The organism is Rhodovarius sp. (genome assembly GCF_040399605.1).
Taxonomy (GTDB): domain Bacteria; phylum Pseudomonadota; class Alphaproteobacteria; order Acetobacterales; family Acetobacteraceae; genus Rhodovarius; species Rhodovarius crocodyli_A.
Window position 1 is genome coordinate 22,452 of the sequence record NZ_JBBARU010000020.1, and the last position, 20,898, is coordinate 43,349.

Here is a 20,898-nt window from a genome sequence, read left to right on the forward strand (position 1 = left end):
CCCGAAGCTTGGCTCTCCAGATGGAGGTCAAGCGGATGCGGCGTAGGTCAATGATGATGGCGGCCATGGCGGGGCCGGCACTGGCGCAGGGCAGTGCGGCGCGCACGCTGCGGGTGATTCCCCAGGCCAATCTGACCTCGCTGGATCCGGTCTGGACCACGGCCGTGGTCACCCGCAATCACGGCATGATGGTGTATGACAATATCACCACGGTGAACCTTGCCGGCGAGGTACGGCCGCAAATGGCCGAGGGCTGGGAGATTTCGGCCGAGGGGCGGCAATGGGATTTCACCCTGCGCCCGGGCCTGAAATTTCATGACAATGAGCCGGTGCGGGCGGCTGATTGTGTGGCGTCCATCCGGCGTTGGGCGGCGCGGGATAGTTTTGGCCAGGTGCTTTGGACGGCGGTGGATGAATTGTCGGTGCTGGATGACCGGCGGTTTCGCTTCCGGCTGAAGCGGCCCTTTCCGTTTCTGGCGCTGGCCATGGGGCGCAGCCAGGGGCCGGTGCCGGTGCTGCCCGAGCGGCTGGCGGCGACGGACCCGTTCCAGCAGGTGCGCGATGCCACGGGCTCCGGCCCGTTCCGTTTCGTGGCCAATGAGTGGAACCCCGGCAGCCGCGCGGTTTGGGCGAAATTTGATGGCTATGTGCCGCGGCAGGAGCCGGTGGATGGGCTGGCCGGTGGTCGCGCGGCGCGCATTGATCGGGTGGAATGGTCGGTCATTCCTGACCCGGCGACGGCGGCCAATGCGATGCAGACCGGCGAGCAGGATTATTGGGAATACCCGCTGCATGACCTGCTGCCGCTGATCCGGCGCAACCGCCAGGTGGTGGTGGAGCAGCGGCTGTCGAGTGGCTTCTATGGCTGCCTGCGGTTTAATCATCTGCATGCGCCGTTCAACAATGTGGCGATCCGCCGCGCGGTGGCGATGGCGGTGGACCAGCGCGATTATCTGCGCGCCGTGGCGGGTGAGGACCCGGCCGGCTGGGGCGTCTGTGAGGGTGTTTTCACCTGTGACACGGCGATGGCCAATGACGAGGGCAGCGAGGTCCTCAAGACGCGCAATATCGAGGCTGCCCGGGCGGCGTTGCGCGCCGCCGGTTACAATAATGAGCGCGTGGTGCTGGTCGCGCCGGGGGATTATCCGCAGATCAACGCGTTATCCCTCGTCACCGCCGATCTGTTGCGCCGGCTGGGGATGAATGTGGAGGTGATCAGCGCCGATTGGGGCACGCTGGTGCAACGCCGCACCTCGCGAGAGCCGGTGGAGCGGGGCGGTTGGAGTGTCATTCACACCACTGCCGGTGGTGATGCGCTGGATACGCCGCCGGTGCATCTCTTCCTGCGCTCGAATGGCCGTGATGCGTGGTTCGGCTGGCCCGAGGATGCGCTGATTGAACAACTGCGCGCGGAATGGCTGGAGGCGGCGGAGCCGGCGCAGGCCCGGCGGATTGCCGGCGCGCTGAACCGGCGGGCGATGGAGACGCTGCCTTATGTGCCGCTGGGCTACTACTGGCAGCCCAGCGTCTGGCGACGTAACGTCACCAATGTGTTTCGTTCGCCGGCGACGGTGTTTTGGGGAATTGGTAAGTCATGAGTGTTTCGCGTCGTGGTGTTTTGGCGGCCGGCATGGCGGCGCCGGCTTTTGCGCAAGGGGCGGGGCGGCCGCTGCGCTTTGTGCCGCAATCCAACCTGGCCAGCATTGACCCGGTTTGGAGCACGGCGGTTGTGGTGCGCAATCACGGCCTCATGGTTTATGACCTGCTTTATGGCCTGGATGCGCAATACCGGGTGCAGCCGCAGATGGCGGCGGGGCATGAGGTCAGCAGTGATGGGCTGACCTGGACGATCACGCTGCGCGAAGGGCTGAAATTTCACGATAATGAGCCGGTGCGCGGGCGCGATTGCGTGGCCTCGATCATTCGCTGGTCGAAGCGCGATGTATTGGGGCAGCGGCTGGATGGGCTGGCCGAGGAGATCACCGCGCCCGATGATCGGCGGATTCGCATTCGGCTGAAGCGGCCCTGGGCCGGGCTGGCCTGGGCCTTGGGCAAACCCTCGGCCAATATGTGCGCCATCATGCCCGAGCGGGTGGCGCGGACTGACCCGTTCCAGCAGATCACCGATGCCACTGGCTCTGGGCCGTTCCGGTTCCGGCAGGATTTGTTCCGGCCGGGCGATGTGGCGGTTTATGACAAATTTGCCGGCTATGTGCCGCGCGGTGAGGCCACGGATTTTCTCGCCGGCGCCAAGCAGGTGCATTTTGACCGGGTCGAGTGGAAGATCATGCCCGACCCGGCCACGGCGGGGGCGGCATTGCAGAATAATGAGGCGGATTGGTGGGAAACCCCGCTGCCGGATCTGCTGCCCTTGTTGCGCCGCAACCGGGATATCGAGATCGGCGTGATCAACCCTGCCGGCAATCTGGGCGTGCTGCGGTTCAATTTTCTGCATCCGCCCTTCGACAATGCGGCGGTGCGCCGCGCCCTGCTGCCGGCGGTGGAGCAGCGCGCCTTTATGGATGCGGCAATCGGCACGGACCCCGCGCTCTCGGTGGTGCCGGCGGGGGTGTTTACGCCAGGCACGCCGCTGGCCAATGCGGCGGGGCTGGAGGTGCTGACGGGCCCTCGCAGCCTGGAGGCGGCGCGGGCGGCGCTGCGGGCCTCGGGCTATGCCAATCAGCGGGTGACCATGCTGGGCGCTTCTGACCTGCCGGTGCTGCAAAACCTCTCTGAGGTGGCGGGCGATTTGCTGCGGCGGGTGGGCTTTAATGTCGATATGCCGGGGATGGATTGGGGCACGCATATCCAGCGACGCAACAATCGCGGCACGGTGGATGCGGGCGGCTGGAGCGCGTTTTGCACGACCTGGGAGGGGCTGGATGTCTCGGTACCTGGGAGCCACCAGCCGCTGCGCGGCCATGGTGCCGCCGCCTGGGCCGGCTGGCCGACCCTGCCGGCTTTGGAGACGCTGCGCGAGGAGTGGTTCGATGCGCCTGATGACGCCACGGCGCGGCGGGTGGCGGAGCAAATGCAACGTGTGGCCTTTGCGGAGGTGCCGTTTATTCCGCTCGGTCTGGTGCGGCCGCCGCAGGCTTGGCGGCGCAGCCTGACGGGCATTGTGCGCGGTGGACCTGCTCTATTTTGGGGCGTTCGGCGGGCTTGAGCGCTTAAGGGGATTTTATTGAGCGTTAAGCGAGCAAATTGCCGCTTAGTGTCGCACCGGCTTGAGGCAGGAAGGCCGGTGGAATGCGAAAAAATCCTGTCACATAAGACTGGCGCACATGCCTCGATTGCGCCAGTTTGCACCGCGATGAGGCTTGGGAGAGCTTGACCGATGGAACGTCGTAACCTTTTGAAGGGCGCCGTGGCCGCCGCCACCGTCACCGCCGCTGCGCCCGCCATCTCGCAGAACGCCGCGGCGCGCACGCTGCGCTTCGTGCCGCAGGCGAATCTGGCCAATTTCGACCCCATCTGGGGCACGCAATATGTGGTCCGCAACGCCGCTGCCGCGGTGTGGGACACGCTTTACGGCGTGGATGAGAATCTTGTGCCGCAGCGGCAGATGGTGGAGGGCGAGACCGTCTCCTCCGATGGGCTGACCTGGGAATTCCGCCTGCGCCCGGGCCTGATTTTCCATGATGGTACGCCGGTGCTCGCGAAGGATGTGGTCGCCTCGATCAATCGTTGGGCGCCGCGTGACCCGATGGGCCAGATGCTGCGCGCCATCCAGGATGAGTTGGTGGCGGTGGATGACCGCAATTTCCGCTGGAAGTTGAAGCGCCCCTATCCCAAGATGAAATACGCGCTGGGCAAATGCGGCACGCCCTGCTGCTTCATCATGCCTGAGCGTATTGCTGCCACCGCTGGCAATTCGATGATCAGCGAATATGTCGGCTCCGGGCCGATGACCTTCAAGCGTGATGAATGGGTGCCCGGTGCGCGCGCCGTATTCGAAAAATTCGGCCGCTATACCCCGCGCGAGGGCGCGGCGAGCTGGCTGGCTGGCGGCAAGCGCATCCTGGTGGACCGGCTGGAATGGGTGGTGATGCCCGACCCGGCGACGGCGGCTAATGCGCTGCAGGCGGGTGAGGTGGATTGGTGGGAGAGCCCGATCAGCGACCTCGTGCCGCTGCTGCGCCGCAACCGCAACATCCTTGTCGATATTGCCGACCCGTTGGGCAATATTGGCAGCTTCCGCATGAACCACCTGCATGCGCCCTTCAATAATCTGAAGGTGCGGCAGGCGGTGATGATGGCGCTCAGCCAGGAAGATTATATGCGCGCCGTGGTGGGCAGCGACACCGCGCTGTGGAGTGTGCTGGGCGGCTTCTTCACCCCTGGCACCTCCAGCTATAGCGAGGCCGGTGGCGAGGTGATGAAGCGCTCGAACATGGACGGCGCCAAGCGCCTGCTGGCCGAGAGTGGCTATGCCAATGAGCCGGTGACCTGCCTGGTGGGCCAGGACCAGCCGCTGCTCAAGCCGATGGGCGATGTGACCGCCGATCTGCTGCGCCGCCTGGGGATGAATGTTGATTTCGTGGCGACCGATTGGGGCACCGTTGGTCAGCGCCGCGCCGTGCGCAACCCGCCGGGCCAGGGTGGTTGGAGCATGTTCCATACCTGGCATGCGGGTGCGGATTGCGTGAATCCGGCCGGCTATAACGCGGTGCGCGCCAATGGCGATGGCGCCTGGTTCGGCTGGCCCTCGGTGCCGGCGGTGGAGGCCGGTGTGGCCGAATGGTTCGACGCGCCGACGGCGGAGACCGAGAAGGCCGCCATCGACAAGATCAACCGCGCCGCGGTGGAAAACGTCGTCTATGCGCCCACCGGCTTCTTCAAGAGCTACCAGGCCTGGCGGCGCAATGTCTCCGGCGTGGTGAAGGGGCCGCTACCCTTCTTCTGGGGCGTGTCCAAGACTTGATGGCCAGGGGGCACTAAGCCATGTGGGCTTACATTATTCGGCGGGTATTGGCGACGATACCCGTCATGGCCTTTGTGGCGCTGTTCGTGTTCTCGCTGCTTTATCTCGCGCCGGGCGACCCGGCGGCGGTGATCGCGGGCGATCAGGCGACGCCTGATGATGTGGAGCGGATTCGCGCCTCGCTGGGGCTGGATCGGCCTTATCTGGTGCGGTTCTCCGAATGGGTGTTTCGCATCCTGCAGGGTGATCTTGGCACCTCGATCTTCACCAATCTGCCGGTCGGTCACATGATCGCTCAGCGGATTGAGCCGACCCTTTCTTTGATGATCGTCACGCTGTGCCTGGCGCTCTCCATTGCCATTCCCATGGGGGTGGTGGCGGCCTGGAAGCAGGGCACCTGGATTGACCGCGCGGTGATGGGATTTGCCGTGCTGGGCTTTTCGGTGCCGGTCTTCGTGGTGGGGTATTTGCTGGCTTATGTCTTTGCGCTGGAACTCGATTGGTTCCCGGTGCAGGGCTATACGCCTTTTGCTCAAGGGTTCTTTCCCTGGATTGAGAATCTGGTGCTGCCGGCGGTGGCGCTGGGTGGGGTGTATATCGCGCTCATCGCGCGCATCACCCGTGCCACGATGCTCGAAGTGCTGCAGCAGGATTACATCCGCACCGCGCGCGCCAAGGGTGCGGGCCAGTCCTCCATCCTGTTTCTGCATGCGCTGAAGAATGCCGCCGTGCCGATTGTGACCGTGGTGGGCATTGGCATTGCGCTGCTGATTGGCGGCGCGGTGGTGACTGAGAGCGTCTTTGCCATTCCTGGCCTCGGCCGCTTGACGGTGGATGCCATTCTGCGGCGGGACTACCCGGTGATCCAAGGCGTGGTGCTGCTGTTCAGCTTCGTCTACGTGCTGGTGAATCTGGGGATCGACCTGCTCTACACCTTCCTTGACCCGAGGATACGCTATTGAGCGCCGTCATTATTCCTGCCGGCTTGGCCATTGCCCAGCCGATGCCCGATGTGCTGCCGCCGGTGAAGCCGCGGCGCGGCGTGCTGGGGTTTTTGCGCCGCTACCCCACCATTGCCATTGGTGGCGGTTTGCTGCTGGCCATGCTCTGCATTGCCGTCTTCGCACCGTTTCTCTGGACCAAGGACCCCACCTCGCTGGCGCCGGCCTTGCGCACGCGCGAGCCTGGGGCGCAGTTCTGGTTCGGCTCCGACATGCTGGGGCGCGATGTCTATTCGCGCGTGCTCTATGGGGCGCGGGTGTCGCTGCTGGTGGGTTTCTCGGTGGCCTTTTTGGCCAGCGTGATCGGCCTCACCATTGGGCTTTTCTCCGGCTTTATTCGGCTGGCTGACAGCATCGTGATGCGGGTGATGGATGGCATGATGTCCATCCCGCCGATCCTGCTGGCGATTGCGCTGATGGCGCTGACCCGTGGCTCGGTGCAGAATGTGATTTTGGCGATTACCATTGCGGAAATTCCGCGGGTGACGCGGTTGGTCCGCGGTGTTGTGCTCTCCTTGCGTGAGCAGCCTTATGTTGATGCCGCCGTGGCCTCGGGCACCGGTACGGTGATGATTATGTGGCGGCATATTCTGCCCAATACCCTGGCACCGCTCACCGTGCAGGCCACTTATATTTGCGCCGCGGCGATGATCACTGAGGCGATTCTCTCTTTCATTGGTGCTGGCACGCCGCCGATCATTCCCTCCTGGGGGAATATCATGGCCGAGGGCCGTGCGCTTTGGCAGGTGAAGCCCTATATCGTGTTCTTCCCTGCCGTTTTCCTCTCCATCACCGTGCTGGCGGTGAACCTGCTGGGCGATGGCCTGCGGGATGCGATCGACCCGCGCCTGGCAAAGAAGCTGTGATGACCGAACCACTCCTCAGCGTCGAACAGCTGCAAACCCATTTCGCCACCTCGGACGGCATCAACCGTGCCGTGGATGGGGTGTCCTTCCACGTCAATGCGGGGGAGACCCTGGCGATTGTGGGGGAGAGCGGTTGCGGCAAATCCGTGACTGCCATGTCCATTTTGCGGCTCATCCCAGAGCCTCCGGGCAAGATCGCCGGGGCGATCAAGTTTCAGGGCAAGGACCTGTTGAAGCTGTCGGATCGGGAGATGCGGGCGATTCGCGGCAACTCGATTTCGATGATCTTCCAGGAGCCGATGACCTCGCTGAACCCGGTGCTGACCGTGGGGCGGCAGATTGGTGAGACTTTGCGCCTGCATCAGGGCCTCTCGGCACATCAGGCGGAAGAGCGGGCGATTGAAATGCTCGAATTGGTGGGCATTCCTGAGGCGCGGCGGCGGGTGCGGGAATATCCGCATCAGCTTTCGGGCGGCATGCGCCAGCGGGTGATGATTGCCATTGCACTGGCCTGCAACCCCAAGCTGCTGATCGCCGATGAGCCGACCACGGCGCTGGATGTCACCATTCAGGCGCAGATTCTGGACCTGATGCGCGACCTCAAGCACCGGGTGGGCGCGGCCATTGTGCTGATCACCCATGATCTGGGCGTGGTGGCCGAAGTGGCGGAGCGTGTCATTGTGATGTATGCCGGGCGCAAGGTGGAGGAGGCAACGGTGGCGCAGCTCTTTGCCAAGCCGCGGCATCCCTATACCCAGGGCCTGCTGGGCTCGGTGCCCAAGTTGGGCTCTTCGCTCACCGGCGAGACGTCGCGGCTGGCGGAAATTCCGGGCCTGGTGCCCAGCCTGAAGCGCAAGCTTGATGGCTGCGTCTTCGCCTCGCGCTGCCAATATGCGACCGATCTGTGCCGCCAGGTGGTGCCGGGTCTGGAGGAGAAAGTGCCGGGCCATATTGCCGCCTGCCACTATGCGGAACGTGAGGTTGTCGCAGCATGAAGCCCATTCTGCAGGTCTCGGACCTCAAGAAACATTTCCCGGTTAAGGGCGGCCTCTTTGGCACGACCGTGGGCCAGGTTTACGCCGTGGATGGCGTGAGCTTTGACATCCGCAAGGGCGAGACGCTCTCGCTGGTGGGGGAGAGCGGCTGCGGCAAATCCACCGTGGGCAAGGCGGTGCTGCGGCTCTTCCCGCTCACTGCGGGCCAGGTGGTGCTGGATGGCCAGCGGATTGACGATATGCCGGCGGCGGCGCTGCGGCCTTTGCGACGGAAAATCCAGGTCGTGTTTCAGGACCCGTTCAGCTCGCTGAACCCGCGTATGAAGGTGCGCGATATCCTGGCCGAGCCGATCACCAATTTCGGTGTGGCCAGCAGCAGCGCTGATATCGACCGCCGCGTGGCCGAGTTGATGGATAAGGTGCGCCTGCCGCGCGATGCGGTGAATCGCTGGCCGCATGAATTCTCTGGCGGTCAGCGCCAGCGCATTTGTATTGCCCGCGCCTTGGCGGCTGACCCCGATGTGATTGTCTGCGATGAGGCGGTCTCGGCGCTTGATGTCTCGGTGAAGGCGCAGATCGTCAATCTGTTGCAGGATTTGCAGGCCGAGTTGGGTCTGGCGATGCTGTTCATCAGCCATGACCTCGCCATTGTCGAGCATATGACGCACCGGGTGGCGGTGATGTATTTGGGCAAGATCGTGGAGGTCGCTGATAAGCGCGACCTCTTCGGTGGGCCGCGGCACCCCTATACCGAGGCGCTTCTCTCCGCCGTGCCGGTGATGGAGCCGGGTGGTGCGCCGACGCGCATTATCCTCAAGGGCGATGTGCCCAGCCCCATTCGTCCGCCGCCGGGCTGCCGCTTCCATACCCGTTGCCCCTATGCGTTTGATCGCTGCCGCAAGGAGGAGCCGAAGCTGGTGGCGACGGGCAATAACCATCTGGCCGCCTGCCATTTGCATGACCTGCCCGAGGCGGAGAACCCGCTGCTGAACCAGACGGGCGCCACCGCCTTCAGGGCTGCCTCGCTTGGGGCGGCCTGAGGGGCTTATCCGCTTTGAGGCCCGTGCGCCGCGCGGGGGCTTTGGGCGGGTGGTGAAGTTTTCCTTCTGGCTGGTGCTGCTGGCGCCGCCGCTTTTGATGCTGGGCACCTGTGCCGGGCTCAAATCCTTTGTCATGTCCGATGATGATGAGGTGGCGCTGGGGGCGATGATGTTCGGCGCCAGCGCGCTGGGGCTGCTTTGGGCCTTATGGCTGGGGGGCGTGCCGGTCTTGGCGCTGCTGATGCTGGCCACGCGCGGCCGCAAGCTGGTTATTGAACAAGCATCGCCACCACCCGCTTGACGCCTTGCGGCCTAGCAGCGAGGCTCTATTCCAACATCACTCAACGACGGGAGGCGGAACATGCCGCAAGTCACACTCACGGTGAACGGCAAGACCCACAGCGTGGCGGTGGAGAGCCGCACCCTGCTGGTCGAATTGCTGCGCGAAAAGCTGCGGCTGACCGGCACGCATGTCGGCTGTGATACCAGCCAATGCGGGGCCTGCGTGGTCCATATCAATGGCGAATCGGTGAAGTCCTGCACCACCCTCGCGGTGATGTGCGATGGCGCTGCGGTCACCACCATCGAGGGGCTGGCTGCGGCTGATGGCACCCTGCACCCGATGCAGGAGGCGTTTCGCGAATACCATGCGCTTCAGTGTGGTTTCTGCACCCCTGGCATGGTGATGAGCGCCATCGACCTGGTGCAGAAGCACCCTGAGGGCCTGAGCGAGCGCGAAATCCGCGAGGGTCTGGAAGGCAATCTCTGCCGCTGCACCGGCTATCACAATATTGTGAAGGCCATCGCAGCTGCGGCCGATGTGATGCATGGCAAGCGCGAGACCATCGCCGCCGCTGCCGAGTGATTTTTCCGCCGCGCGCCGTATCCTCGGCGCGCGGGATGTCTGGGGCGCCAAGCCACCGGCACAGGTGGCATGCCCGCATAGGGAGCGAACAACATGGACACCATCATCCCCTTTGAGGGCATTGGCGCCAGCGTGAGACGCAAGGAAGATTTGCGTTTCCTCTCCGGCCGCGGCCATTACACCGATGACATCAACCGCCCGGGCCAGACCTATGCCTGGTTTCTGCGCAGCCCGCATGCGCATGCGCGGATCAGGGCGATTGACCTTGCCGCCGCGCGGGCGATGCCGGGGGTGATTGCGATTTTCACCGGCGAGGATATGGCGGCCGATAAGATTGGCGGCGTGCCTTGTGGCTGGCAGATCCACAACAAGGATGGCTCGCCCATGGCCGAGCCGCCGCACCCGGTGCTGGCCCAGGGCAAGGTACGCTTTGTGGGTGATGCGGTGGCGCTGGTGGTGGCAACCACCCGCCCACAGGCGCGCGATGCGGCCGAGGCCATTATCGTTGATTATGATGTGCTGCCCGCGGCGGCCGATATGCATCAGGCCCAGGCGCCAGGCGCGCCGGCGGTGCATGATGATATCCCCTCCAATATTTGCTATGATTGGCATATTGGCGACAAGGCGACGACGGATGCCGCCTTCGCCAATGCCAAGCATGTGGTGAAGTTTGAGCTGGTGAATAATCGGCTCATTCCCAATGCCATGGAGCCGCGCGCGGCGATTGGCGATTACGACCCCACCACCGATGAGCACACGCTCTATACCACGAGCCAGAACCCGCATGTGATCAGGCTGCTAATGGGCGCCTTTGTGCTGAATATTCCTGAATCCAAGCTGCGGGTTGTCGCCCCCGATGTGGGTGGTGGGTTTGGTTCGAAGATTTTCCATTACATCGAAGAGGCGGCGGTCACCTGGGCAGCGGCCAAGGTGAATTTGCCGATCAAGTGGACGGCGGATCGCACTGAATCCTTCATGACGGACGCGCATGGCCGCGACCACATCACCCAGGCCGAATTGGCGCTGGATGAAGAGGGCACGTTCTTGGGCCTTCGGGTGGTGACGCAGGCGAATATGGGCGCCTATCTCTCCACCTTCGCCACCTCGGTGCCGACCTATCTCTACGCCACGCTGCTGGCTGGCTGCTATCAGACGCCCGCGATCTATGCCCAGGTGAAGGCGGTCTTCACCAATACCGTGCCGGTGGATGCCTATCGCGGTGCGGGCCGGCCGGAGGCCACCTTCCTGATCGAGCGGCTGGTGGATGTGGCGGCACGCGAGACTGGCATCGACAAGATTGCCATTCGCCGCCGCAATTTCATTCGGCCCGACCAGTTTCCGTATCAGACGCCGGTCGCGCTGCAATATGACAGCGGCGATTATTTCTCGACGCTGGATATGGCGATGAAGGCTTCTGACTGGGCCGGCTTTGAGGCGCGCCGGGCCGAGGCGGCCAAGCAGGGCAAGCTGCGCGGCATTGGTATTTCCACCTATCTTGAGGCCTGCGGCATTGCGCCCTCGGCGGTGGTGGGGGCGCTGGGTGCGCGGGCGGGGCTGTATGAGGTGGGGGTGATCCGCGTGCATCCCACCGGCTCGGTCACCGTGCTGACGGGCACGCATAGCCATGGCCAGGGGCATGAGACCACGCTGGCGCAGCTGGTCTCTGACCGGTTGGGCGTGCCGGTGGCCAATGTGGACATCGTGCATGGCGACACGGCGAAAGTGCCCTTTGGCATGGGCACCTATGGCAGCCGGTCGCTGGCGGTGGGCGGCTCGGCCATGGTGAAGGCGATGGACAAGATTGTCGCCAAGGCCAAACGCATCGCGGCCCATTTGATGGAGGCCGATGTTGCCGATATCGAATTTGATCGCGGCACTTTCCGCGTTGCTGGCACGGACAAGACGAAGTCGCTGACCGATATCAGCCTGGCCGCCTATGTGCCGCATAATTACCCCATCGAGGAGATCGAGCCCGGCCTTGAGGAAACTGCCTTTTACGACCCGAAGAATTTCACTTATCCGGGCGGCTGCCACATTGCCGAGGTGGAGATCGAGATCGAGACCGGCATTGTCTCCATGGTGAATTTCACCGCGGTGGATGATGTGGGGCAGGTGATCAACCCGATGATCGTCGAAGGCCAGGTGCAGGGCGGCGTGGCCCAGGGCATTGGCCAGGCGCTGCTGGAGGCTTGCGTTTATGACGCGCAGGGCCAGCTGATCAGCGGCTCGATGATGGATTACACCATGCCGCGCGCCGATGATCTGGCCCCGGTTTCGGTGGCCACCCACACCACCTTGTGCACCCATAACCCGCTGGGGGTGAAGGGCTGCGGCGAGGTGGGGGCCATTGGCTCACCGCCGGCCGTGATCAATGCGGTGGTGGATGCGCTGCGCGATTATGGCGTCCGCCATGTCGAGATGCCGGCGACACCGGCAAAAATCTGGTCCATCATTCACGCCAACGCGCCGCAGATGGCCGCCGAATAACTGAGAGACAACCCCCGCCCGATCGCCGAAGGCGTGCATCGGGCGGCCAAAGGAGACATCGAAGATGTATGATTTTGCTTATCACAAGCCCGCCTCCATCGCCGATGCCGTGAAGCTGCTGGCGGCGGACCCGGAGGCCAAGGTGGTCTCCGGCGGGCATACCCTGCTGCCGGCGCTCAAGCACCGGCTGAACAAGCCCACCTCGCTGATCGACCTCTCCGGCATTGCCGATCTCAAGGGGATCAAGAAGGTGGGCAATTCCATCGTGATCGGCGCGCTGACCCGCCATGTTGAGGTTGCCACCTCCGAGATCGTGGCCGCGGCCATTCCGGCACTGGCCTATATGGCCAGCCATATTGGTGACAATCAGGTGCGCAACCGCGGCACGATTGGCGGCAGCGTTTCCAACAATGACCCGGCGGCGGATTACCCCGGCGCGGTGCTGGGCCTGGGCGCCACGGTGCATACCTCCAAGCGCAAGATTGCAGCGGATGATTTCTTCCAGGGCATGTTCACCACGGCGCTGGAGGCCGACGAAATTCTGACCGCGATCGAGTTCCCGATCCCGGAAAAGGCCGGCTATGCCAAGATGAAGAACCCGGCCAGCCGTTATGTCATGGCCGGCGCCTTCGTCTCCAAGGGGCCGATGGGCGTGCGCGTTGTGATCAATGGCGCCGGGCCGGGCGTGTTCCGCCAATCCGCCATGGAAGCCGCGCTGGCGGCGAGCTGGGCGCCGGGTGCGGTGGCTGGCGTCAAGCAGGATGCTGATGGCCTGAACAGCGACATCCATGGCAGCGCCGAATATCGCGCGCATCTGGTGGGTGTGATGGCGAAGCGGGCGATCATCGCCGCCGGCTGAGCCATGTCGGCTGCTGATCTGGGGTTGTTCCTGGCGGCGGCCTTGGTTCTGGCCGTGATTCCGGGGCCTGGCATGTTGTATGTGGGCGCGCGCAGTTTGGCGGGCGGCTTGGGGGAGGGGTTGGCCTCCACCATGGGGACCGGCCTCGGCGGTATGGTGCATGTTCTGGCCGGGGCGTTTGGGCTTTCAGCCCTTGTGATGGCCAGTGCCGAGGCTTTTACGGTGATGAAGCTGCTGGGCGGCTTCTATCTGGTGTGGCTGGGTGTTCAGGCTTGGCGTCAGGCCCGGCTGTCACAGTTGGCGGATGGCGGGGTGGCGGCCTTGGGCATGGCCCGCGCCTTTCGCGAGGGCGTGGTGGTGGAGGCGCTGAATCCAAAGACGGCGGCGTTTTTCCTGGCCTTTATTCCACAATTTCTTGACCCCGCGCGGGGGGATGTCGGCTGGCAGTTTGTCCTGCTGGGCAGCCTTTGCGTGGCGGCGAATAGCCTGGTCGATGCCGTGGTGGCGCTGGCCGCTGGCCGGCTGCGCGATGTGGCAGGGCGGCGTGGCAGCGTGTTGTTGCGCATGCGCCAGGCGGGGGCGGGATTGATGGTGGCGCTGGGCCTGGGTGTGCTGCTGCTGCGCCGGCCCATGGCCTGACGGGGCTTTCCCCGCCGGCCATGGCATGGCCCAATGCTGGCCATGCAGCTTGATGACCCCCAGTTCACGCCGAGAGGCGACACAGCTTTGAGCGCCATGAGGCGGCCCATATGTCGCTGCTGGCGCCTCAAGATCGGGGGGCTTGGCTGAGGTGACCCATCTGATTGTTATTGGCGCGGGCATTATGGGGGCTTGCACCGCGCTGGAGGGGCTCAAGCGCGGCTGGCAGGTGACCATTCTTGACCCTGGCACGCCGGGGGGAGAGCAGGCGGCGAGCTACGGCAATGGTTGCTGGCTCAACCCGCTCAGCGTTATTCCGCCGGCACTGCCTGGGGTGTGGAAGAAACTGCCGAAATTTCTGCTGGACCCGTTGGGGCCCCTGGCGATCCGCTGGCGTTATTTTCCCAAGGTGGCGCCTTGGCTGATGCGCTATCTTGCCGCTGGCTGGACCGAGGCGCGGGTGTTGCGCACGGCGCGCGCGCTGCGTGGGTTGCTGGCCGATGCGCCCGCCCGGCATCTTACCCTGGCGCGTGAGGCGGGGGTGGAGCATCTGATAGAGCGCAAGGGCCTGATGTATGTCTGGGCCGACCGGGCCGGATTTGCGGCCGAGGCGCTGGCCTGGCGGATTCGGGCGCAGGTGGGGTGTTCTTGGCGCGAATTGGATGAGGATGCGCTGCGCCAGCAGGAGCCGGCTTTGGACCGGCGCTATCGCTTTGGTATCATGACCGATGAGGGCGCGAGCTGTGCCGACCCTGGCGCCTATGTCGCGGCGCTGGTGGCGTTGGCCCAGGCCCGGGGGGCGCGGCTGCACCGGGCCGCCGCCACTGGTTTTCGCCTGGAGCGCGGCCGGCTGCGCGCGGTGACCACCGGCAAGGGCGAGGTGGTGGGGGATATGGCGGTGATTGCGGCCGGGGTGCGGTCCAAGCCTTTGGCGGCGCTGGCTGGCGATGACCTGCCCTTGGAGAGTGAGCGCGGCTACCATGCCGAGATTATCGCACCCGAAGTCTCCATCCGCACGCCCTTGATGCCCCATGATGGCAAGATGAGCGTGATTCGCACGCGCAATGGCCTGCGCGCCGCGGGGCAGGTGGAAATTGCCGGTATTGACGCCTTGCCGGATTGGCGGCGGGCCGAGATTTTGCGGGACCATGTGATCCGTACCGTGCCTGGCCTGCCGGCGGGCCTGCCGGCGGAGCGGGTGCGCGTGTGGCTCGGGCATCGCCCTTCCATGCCCGATGGGATGCCATGCCTGGGGCTGGCTTCTGCCTCACGTGATATCGGCCATGGTTTTGGTCATGGTCATGTCGGGCTGGTGGGTGCACCGCGCAGCGCGGCAATCATTGTGGGGTTGCTGGCAGGGGAAGTGATACCTGAATCGGCGGTTTTTTCTCCCGCGCGCTTCATGTCATGATTCCTCTCGCATTTCGTTCTGCATGGTGGCATACTCACGTCAAGGCCTTGCATCCCGCAGCGCCTTTTTTCTGAATCTGGATTGTGCACCAACGTGTCTGACAATATGCCGGAAGGCGGGCTGATTGAAGCCAAGGTGAAGTGGTACAACGGGCGCAAGGGCTTCGGCTTTGTGCTGGGACCAGATGGGCAGGATGTGTTCTTTCATGCATCCGCGCTGACGGATGCGGGTATTGAACAGCCCGATACGGACGACACGCTGGTGTGCGAGATCGGTTCTGATCGCACGGGTCGGCGCCTCGTCACACGGATCACGGAGTTGAAGCGTGGTCCAGGCGGCGGTGCTTCGCGCGGTTTTGGTGGCGCCCCTGGTGGGTTTGGTGACCGTCCGCCGCGTGGCAATTTCGGTGATCGCCCGCCGCGCCGCGATTTTGGCGGCCCCTCGGGTGGTGGCTTCGGCGCCCCGGGTGGTTTTGGTGACCGTCCGCCGCGGCGCGATTTTGGCGACCGTCCGCCGCGCCGCGATTTTGGCGCTCCGGGTGGCTTCGGCGGCGGCGGCGGTGGCTTCGGTGGTGGCGGTGGCTTTGGTGACCGTCCGCCCCGTCGTGACTTCGGTGGTCCGCCGGGTGGCGGCATGGGTGGTGATCGCCCGCGTCGTGACTTCGGCGGCGGCGGTGACGCCGGCGGGCCGACCTACGGCGTCAATGGCACCGTGAAGTGGTTTGATCAGGTGCGTGGCTTCGGCTTCGTGACGCCTGATGATGGTGGCCAGGATGTCTTCCTGCATTCCTCCGTGCTGCAGCGCGCGGGCAAGCAGGATGTGCAGCAGGGCGAGAAGGTGGCTCTTGATGTCCGTGATGGGCAGCGTGGGCGCCAGGCCGTCACCATGAAGTAAGCCTTCCTCCGGGACGGTTTTGAGGAGGCCCCGGCCGCGATGCCGGGGCCTTTTTCATGTTCGGGTAACCGGGCGTGGTCATAATGGGGTGATGTGGTGGCTTGCATTTCTCCTTCTGCCTGGCTGGGCCCTGGCGCAACCCGCCTGCAATGCGCAGCGGGAGGGGCAGGTAGCCTGCATGGCCGGTCGGCTTTGCGCCTGCCGCTATGATATGGGCGGTAGCCTGACCGGCCGTCCCTCGGCGCATCGCTGGGATTGTGGGGCGCTGCGGCCGGATTGCCGGCCTGATCCATTGCCGGTACCTGACAATTCGGCGCTGCCATGGCTGGCCGTGCCACCGCGTATTGTGACACCGCGTGCCGCGCCACCGCGTGCCATGCCTGGGCAAGGCGGCGAGGCTGATGGTTCCCCCGGAGCCCGGTCTGGCGTTATAATCACTGGGAAATGAGGGGCTGAGCCATGCAACGCCGCAGTTTTGTCGCCGCCATGCTGGCCGCTCCGGCGGTGGCGCAACCGCAATGGCCTGACCGTCCGGTCCGCCTCGTGGTGCCCGATGCACCGGGTGGGGGCAATGATATCACCGGGCGCATCTTCGCCCATCACCTGCAAATGGCGCTGGGCCAGGGGTTTCCGGTGGAGAACCGGGTTGGGGCTGGGGGGCGGATTGGGGTTGAGCATGTTTTCCGCAGCCCGGCCGATGGTGGGACATTGCTGCTGGGCAATGCCGGCTCCAATGGCATCAATGCTGCGCTCTACCAGAACCTGCCCTATAATCTTGAGGCCGATTTCACGCCGATATCGCTGCTGGTCACCGGGCCCAATGCGCTGTGCATCAACCCTCGGGCGCTGCCGGCGGCGAATATGGCCGAATTGCTGGCCATGCTGCGGGCGCGGCCGCCGGGCAGCGTGAATTACGCCTCGGCCGGGCCTGGCTCATCGGCGCATTTCTCGGGCGAATTGTTCAAGGCCATGGCGGGGCTCGACCTCACCCATATCCCCTTTCGTGGGGCGGTGCAGATGGGCCAGGCGGTGGCCTCGGGCGATACGCCGGTGGTGATTGGCAACCTTGTCAATTTGCAGGGCTTTATCGCCCGCGGCGAGATTCGGCTGATGGCGGTGACCTCGCTGGTGCGCTGGCCCGCCACGCCCGATGTGCCCACGTTGCATGACAGCGGCCTGCCGGGCTTTGAGACCCTGGCCTGGAATGGGTTGTTTGGCCCCGCTGGCCTGGCGCCGGCCATTACCGCCAGGCTGCTGCTCGAGTTGCGCCGAATTGCTGGCCTGGCCGAGGTGCAGGAGCGTATCGCCGCCATTGGTGGCCAATTGGTGGTGAGCGAGCCGGCAGCCCTGGCCGCGCGGGTGCGCGATGACATCACGAAATGGCGCCGCCTCGCCGCGCAAGCCAATATTAGGGCCGATTGAGATGCGCATCACCGGACTCGATTTCTGCGGCGTGGCGGTGACCCCGCGCACCAATTGGTGCTTCCTGCTGGTGCGCACCGAGGATGGCCGCACGGGGCTGGGCGAATGCACCCTGGCCAATCAGGAGGCGCTGTTGGCGGCTGAGGCGGCGCGGCTGGCCAGCCGGGTTGTGGGTTGCGATGCCCTGGCGCGCAACCGCCTGGCCCGGCTGCTGCCCCATGCCCAGGGCGGGCTGGTGGCGCAAACCGTGCTGAGTGCCTTTGAGGGCGCGTTATGGGATCTGGCGGGGCAGGCGCTGGGCCGGCCCATCCATGCCCTGCTGGGTGGGGCGCTGCGCGAGACGGTGCCGCTCTATGCCAATATCAATCGCGGCACCAATCCCCGCACGCCCGAGGGTTTTGCCGCGGCCGCCGGGCGGGCGCTGGCGGCGGGGTTTCGCGCCATCAAACTCGCCCCTTTCGACCCGATCATCTGGGAAGACGCGGCCGAGCCCGGCTGGCGCCAGGGCTATGCCGAGGGGCTGGCACGCATAGCCGCGGTGCGCGCCGCCATTGGCCCTGAGCATGCGCTGATGGTGGATGCGCATTGGCGCTTCTCCCCCGGTGGGGCGGCACGGCTGATCCAGGATGTGGCGGGGTTTGACCTGTTCTGGCTGGAATGCCCTGTGGCCGAGGCCAATCACGCCGAAATCCGCCGGCTGCGCGGCATGGCCAATGACCGTGGCATGCGCCTGGCCGGGGCTGAGGCGCTGGCAGGGCTGGCCGCCTATCGCCCGCTGATCGAGACCGGCTGCTATGATGTGCTGATGCCTGATATGAAACATTGCGGCGGGCATGAGGAAATGCGGCGCATCGCCGCCCTCGCTCTCACCGCTGGGGTGGAGATTGCCCCGCATAACCCTACGGGCCCAGGCTGCCACGCCCATTCGCTGCATGCCTGCGCCACGCTGCCCAATCTGCTGCCACTGGAGGTGCAGTTTGGCGAGACGGAGCGCTTCTTCACCCTCTGCCCCGGCGCTAGCCTGGGGTTTTCGGCTGGCGGTGCCGTTGTGCCGGGCGGGGCGGGCTTGGGGGTGGCGCTGGATGAGGCGGATGCGCGGGCGACGCCTTGGAAGCCCCAGGCCACGCCCTGGCTGGACCCGCGGCTGGGGTAGCGCGGGCGGGGCCAGCGGTGCAACATCGGCTCGGCCAAAGCCCGGCCTGGAACCAGGAGTAGCCGTATGCATCGCCGATCGCTCTTTGCTCTGCCGCTGCTCGCAGCACCTGCGCTGGCGCAGGAGGGGCCGTGGCCCTCGCGCCCCATCACCTTGCTATCGGGTTTTCCCAATGGGGCGGGGACGGATATCTATTCCCGCCGCCTGGCCGAGCCGCTCACCCGGCTGCTGGGCCAGCCCATCATTGTCGATAACCGCACGGGGGCGGGCGGCAATATCGCCTCCGACCTGGTGGCCAAGGCGCGGCCTGATGGGTATCTGCTGCTGCTGGGCACGGCGGGCACCCATGCCATCAACCAGACGCTGTATCGCAGCCTGCCATTTCACGTGGTCAATGACTTCACGCCCATCGCCCATCTGGGGGATGTGCCCAATGTGCTGACCACCAGCCTGCCGCGGCGGCCGCAATTCCAGAACTGTGCCGATGTGCTGGCGGCGGCGCGGGCGCGGCCCCAGGCGGTGAGCTATGCCTCGACCGGCAATGGCGCCTCCACCCATCTCGCCGGCGCGCAATTCGCCGCGGCGGCGAATATTGACCTCCTGCATGTGCCCTATCGCGGCCAGCCCGGCGCCCAAGGGGCCGTGCTGGCGGGCGATGTGGATATTTTCTTCAACCAGGTTGGCCCGGCACTCGGCGCCATCCAGGGGGGGCAGACCCGCGCCATCGCGGTGACCACGGCCGGGCCGGTGGCGGCACTCCCCGGCGTGCCGACGGTGGCCGAGGCCTGTGGCCTGCCCGGCTTTGTCTCCACCACCTGGTATGGGCTTTTGGGGCCGGCTGGGATGGCCCCGGCCATCGTTGCGCGCATCAATGATGCGGTGCAGCAGGTGATCACCTCGGCGGAATTCGCCCAATGGCTGACCAACACCCAGGGCATCGCGCCCCCGCCGGTGACCACGCCTGAGGCGTTTGGCGCCATCCTCCGCCGCGATGTGGCGAGTTGGGCTGAGGTGGTGCGCCGTTCCGGTGCCACGGTGGATTGACCCGGCTGCGGCCCCGCGTGAGGTTGCTGCCATGAATTTCTCCCTGCGCTCTGGCGGCGGCTTCATCACCACGCGGGGGGAGGGGGGCGTCCTGTGATACCGGCCTGGGTGCTCTTCACCGTATCGGCGGCGGCGTTTCAGTGCTGGCGGACGGCCAAGCAGCAAAAATTGCGCGGACAACTTTCGGTCAATGGTGCCGGGGTGGTGCGCTACCTCTATGGCGTGCCGATGGGCCTGGCCTTTCTGGGCGGCTACTGGCTGGCTTTTGGCGGGGCGGTGGGCGGCTTTTCCTGGGTGTTCTGGGCCTATTGCCTGGGCGGGGGATTGGGGCAGATTCTGGGCACCAACCTGCTCATCATGAGTTTTGACAAGCGCGGCTTTGCCGTGGGCACCGCCTATTCCAAGACTGAGGCGATCCAGGCCTCGATCATTGCCATCGTGCTGCTGGGCGAGACGATACCGCTGCTCTCCTGGCTGGGCATCGCGGTCTCGGTGGGCGGGGTGCTGTATCTCTCGCTGGCCGGGCGCAACCTCTCGCCGCGCGGCTTGCTGGAGGCGACATTCCAGCCCGCGGCCATTCTGGGCATCGCGGCGGGCTTTGCTTTTGCGGTGTGTTCGGTCTTCATCAAATCGGCCAATCAGGCGCTGGAGGGCGGTGATCTGGTGCTCAAGGCGCTAGTCTGCCTGGTGATCATCAACGGGATGCAAACGCTGATGCAGGGCGGCTTTTTGCTGGCGCGTGAGCCGGGCGAGATGGCCCGGGTGTTCAGCAGCTGGCGGGATTCGGCGGTGGTGGGTGCGCTGTCGGCCTGTGGTTCGGCCTGCTGGTTCTCGGGCTTTGCGCTGGCGCCGGTGGCCATGGTGCGCGCGGTGGGGCAGGTGGAGATCATCTTCACCCTGCTCGTCAGCCGCTTCTATCTGGGCGAGCGCATCCGCATGGCGGAGCGCATCGGCGCGCTGGTCGTGGTGGCGGGTGTGGTGCTGGTGTTGCTGGGGAAATATAGCTGGGGCTGAGGGTTTGCATGCCAGCATCTAAGCCGGCGCGATATTGACCCGGCGCGGCCTGCTTGCCAGCATCCGGCCGCATCAAGGAAGACTGTCATGCAGCACGCCGCCTTTCGCGCCCAGGAGCTCAATCCCGCTCGCCTCGCCGCATTGTATCGCCGCCAATTCGCCATGTCGAAACTGGCCAAGGGCGAAACTGTGGCCTGCATTTCCGACCTTTCGACCCGGCGCGAATATATCCAGGCCGCCTTCGCCGCGGCGGATGAGCTGGGGGCTGATGTCTATGAGATCTG

General features: G+C 65.1%; 19 protein-coding genes. All 19 read left to right on the top strand.

The window, feature by feature from the left end:
• Positions 1–35 precede the first annotated feature (35 nt).
• A complete protein-coding gene (locus ABWP84_RS07835; RefSeq protein ID WP_353211459.1) occupies positions 36–1,598 on the top strand; it encodes an ABC transporter substrate-binding protein in 1,563 nt (520 codons plus the stop codon).
• Positions 1,595–3,166 carry an ABC transporter substrate-binding protein gene (locus tag ABWP84_RS07840; protein ID WP_353211460.1) on the top strand — a complete coding sequence of 524 codons (1,572 nt, stop codon included), beginning with the start codon at positions 1,595–1,597 and terminating at the stop codon, positions 3,164–3,166. The genes ABWP84_RS07835 and ABWP84_RS07840 overlap by 4 nt, the downstream gene beginning before the upstream one ends.
• A 171-nt stretch (positions 3,167–3,337) precedes the next feature.
• Positions 3,338–4,924 (top strand): ABC transporter substrate-binding protein, encoded by a 1,587-nt coding sequence (locus tag ABWP84_RS07845; RefSeq protein WP_353211461.1) that lies wholly within the window; start codon positions 3,338–3,340, stop codon positions 4,922–4,924.
• A 20-nt stretch (positions 4,925–4,944) separates the two neighbouring features.
• A complete protein-coding gene (locus ABWP84_RS07850; protein WP_353211462.1) occupies positions 4,945–5,886 on the top strand; it encodes an ABC transporter permease in 942 nt (313 codons plus the stop codon).
• Between the two features lie 41 nt (positions 5,887–5,927).
• Positions 5,928–6,791, top strand: coding sequence for an ABC transporter permease (locus ABWP84_RS07855; protein ID WP_353211477.1), 864 nt, complete (start codon positions 5,928–5,930; stop codon positions 6,789–6,791).
• Positions 6,791–7,786, top strand: a complete 996-nt coding sequence (locus tag ABWP84_RS07860; RefSeq protein WP_353211463.1) for an ABC transporter ATP-binding protein — start codon at positions 6,791–6,793, stop codon at positions 7,784–7,786. The genes ABWP84_RS07855 and ABWP84_RS07860 overlap by 1 nt, the downstream gene beginning before the upstream one ends.
• Entirely contained in the window at positions 7,783–8,826 is a 1,044-nt protein-coding gene (locus tag ABWP84_RS07865; protein ID WP_353211464.1) for an oligopeptide/dipeptide ABC transporter ATP-binding protein, read from the top strand. Before ABWP84_RS07860 ends, ABWP84_RS07865 begins: the two co-directional genes overlap by 4 nt.
• Positions 8,827–8,878: 52 nt before the next feature.
• Positions 8,879–9,127, top strand: a complete 249-nt coding sequence (locus tag ABWP84_RS07870; RefSeq protein WP_353211465.1) for a hypothetical protein — start codon at positions 8,879–8,881, stop codon at positions 9,125–9,127.
• A 60-nt stretch (positions 9,128–9,187) separates the two neighbouring features.
• Positions 9,188–9,691, top strand: coding sequence for a (2Fe-2S)-binding protein (locus ABWP84_RS07875; protein ID WP_353211466.1), 504 nt, complete (start codon positions 9,188–9,190; stop codon positions 9,689–9,691).
• Between the two features lie 93 nt (positions 9,692–9,784).
• Positions 9,785–12,178, top strand: a complete 2,394-nt coding sequence (locus tag ABWP84_RS07880) for a xanthine dehydrogenase family protein molybdopterin-binding subunit (protein ID WP_353211467.1) — start codon at positions 9,785–9,787, stop codon at positions 12,176–12,178.
• A 64-nt stretch (positions 12,179–12,242) separates the two neighbouring features.
• Positions 12,243–13,037 (top strand): xanthine dehydrogenase family protein subunit M, encoded by a 795-nt coding sequence (locus ABWP84_RS07885; protein WP_353211468.1) that lies wholly within the window; start codon positions 12,243–12,245, stop codon positions 13,035–13,037.
• A gap of 3 nt (positions 13,038–13,040) precedes the next feature.
• On the top strand, positions 13,041–13,676 hold the full coding sequence (locus tag ABWP84_RS07890) for a LysE family translocator (protein ID WP_353211469.1): 636 nt from the start codon (positions 13,041–13,043) through the stop codon (positions 13,674–13,676).
• 151 nt (positions 13,677–13,827) lie between these two features.
• Positions 13,828–15,087 carry an FAD-dependent oxidoreductase gene (locus tag ABWP84_RS07895; RefSeq protein WP_353211470.1) on the top strand — a complete coding sequence of 420 codons (1,260 nt, stop codon included), beginning with the start codon at positions 13,828–13,830 and terminating at the stop codon, positions 15,085–15,087.
• A 93-nt stretch (positions 15,088–15,180) separates the two neighbouring features.
• On the top strand, positions 15,181–15,981 hold the full coding sequence (locus tag ABWP84_RS07900; RefSeq protein WP_353211471.1) for a cold shock domain-containing protein: 801 nt from the start codon (positions 15,181–15,183) through the stop codon (positions 15,979–15,981).
• A gap of 459 nt (positions 15,982–16,440) precedes the next feature.
• Positions 16,441–17,403 (top strand): tripartite tricarboxylate transporter substrate-binding protein, encoded by a 963-nt coding sequence (locus ABWP84_RS07905; protein ID WP_353211472.1) that lies wholly within the window; start codon positions 16,441–16,443, stop codon positions 17,401–17,403.
• A 1-nt stretch (position 17,404) separates the two neighbouring features.
• Positions 17,405–18,556: an enolase C-terminal domain-like protein gene (locus tag ABWP84_RS07910; protein ID WP_353211473.1), complete on the top strand. Its 1,152-nt coding sequence runs from the start codon at positions 17,405–17,407 to the stop codon at positions 18,554–18,556.
• A gap of 66 nt (positions 18,557–18,622) precedes the next feature.
• Positions 18,623–19,600: a tripartite tricarboxylate transporter substrate-binding protein gene (locus ABWP84_RS07915; protein ID WP_353211474.1), complete on the top strand. Its 978-nt coding sequence runs from the start codon at positions 18,623–18,625 to the stop codon at positions 19,598–19,600.
• 93 nt (positions 19,601–19,693) lie between these two features.
• Positions 19,694–20,614 carry an EamA family transporter gene (locus tag ABWP84_RS07920; RefSeq protein WP_353211475.1) on the top strand — a complete coding sequence of 307 codons (921 nt, stop codon included), beginning with the start codon at positions 19,694–19,696 and terminating at the stop codon, positions 20,612–20,614.
• An 87-nt stretch (positions 20,615–20,701) separates the two neighbouring features.
• On the top strand, positions 20,702–20,898 hold a 197-nt coding region (locus ABWP84_RS07925), incomplete at its 3' end, for a hypothetical protein (protein ID WP_353211476.1).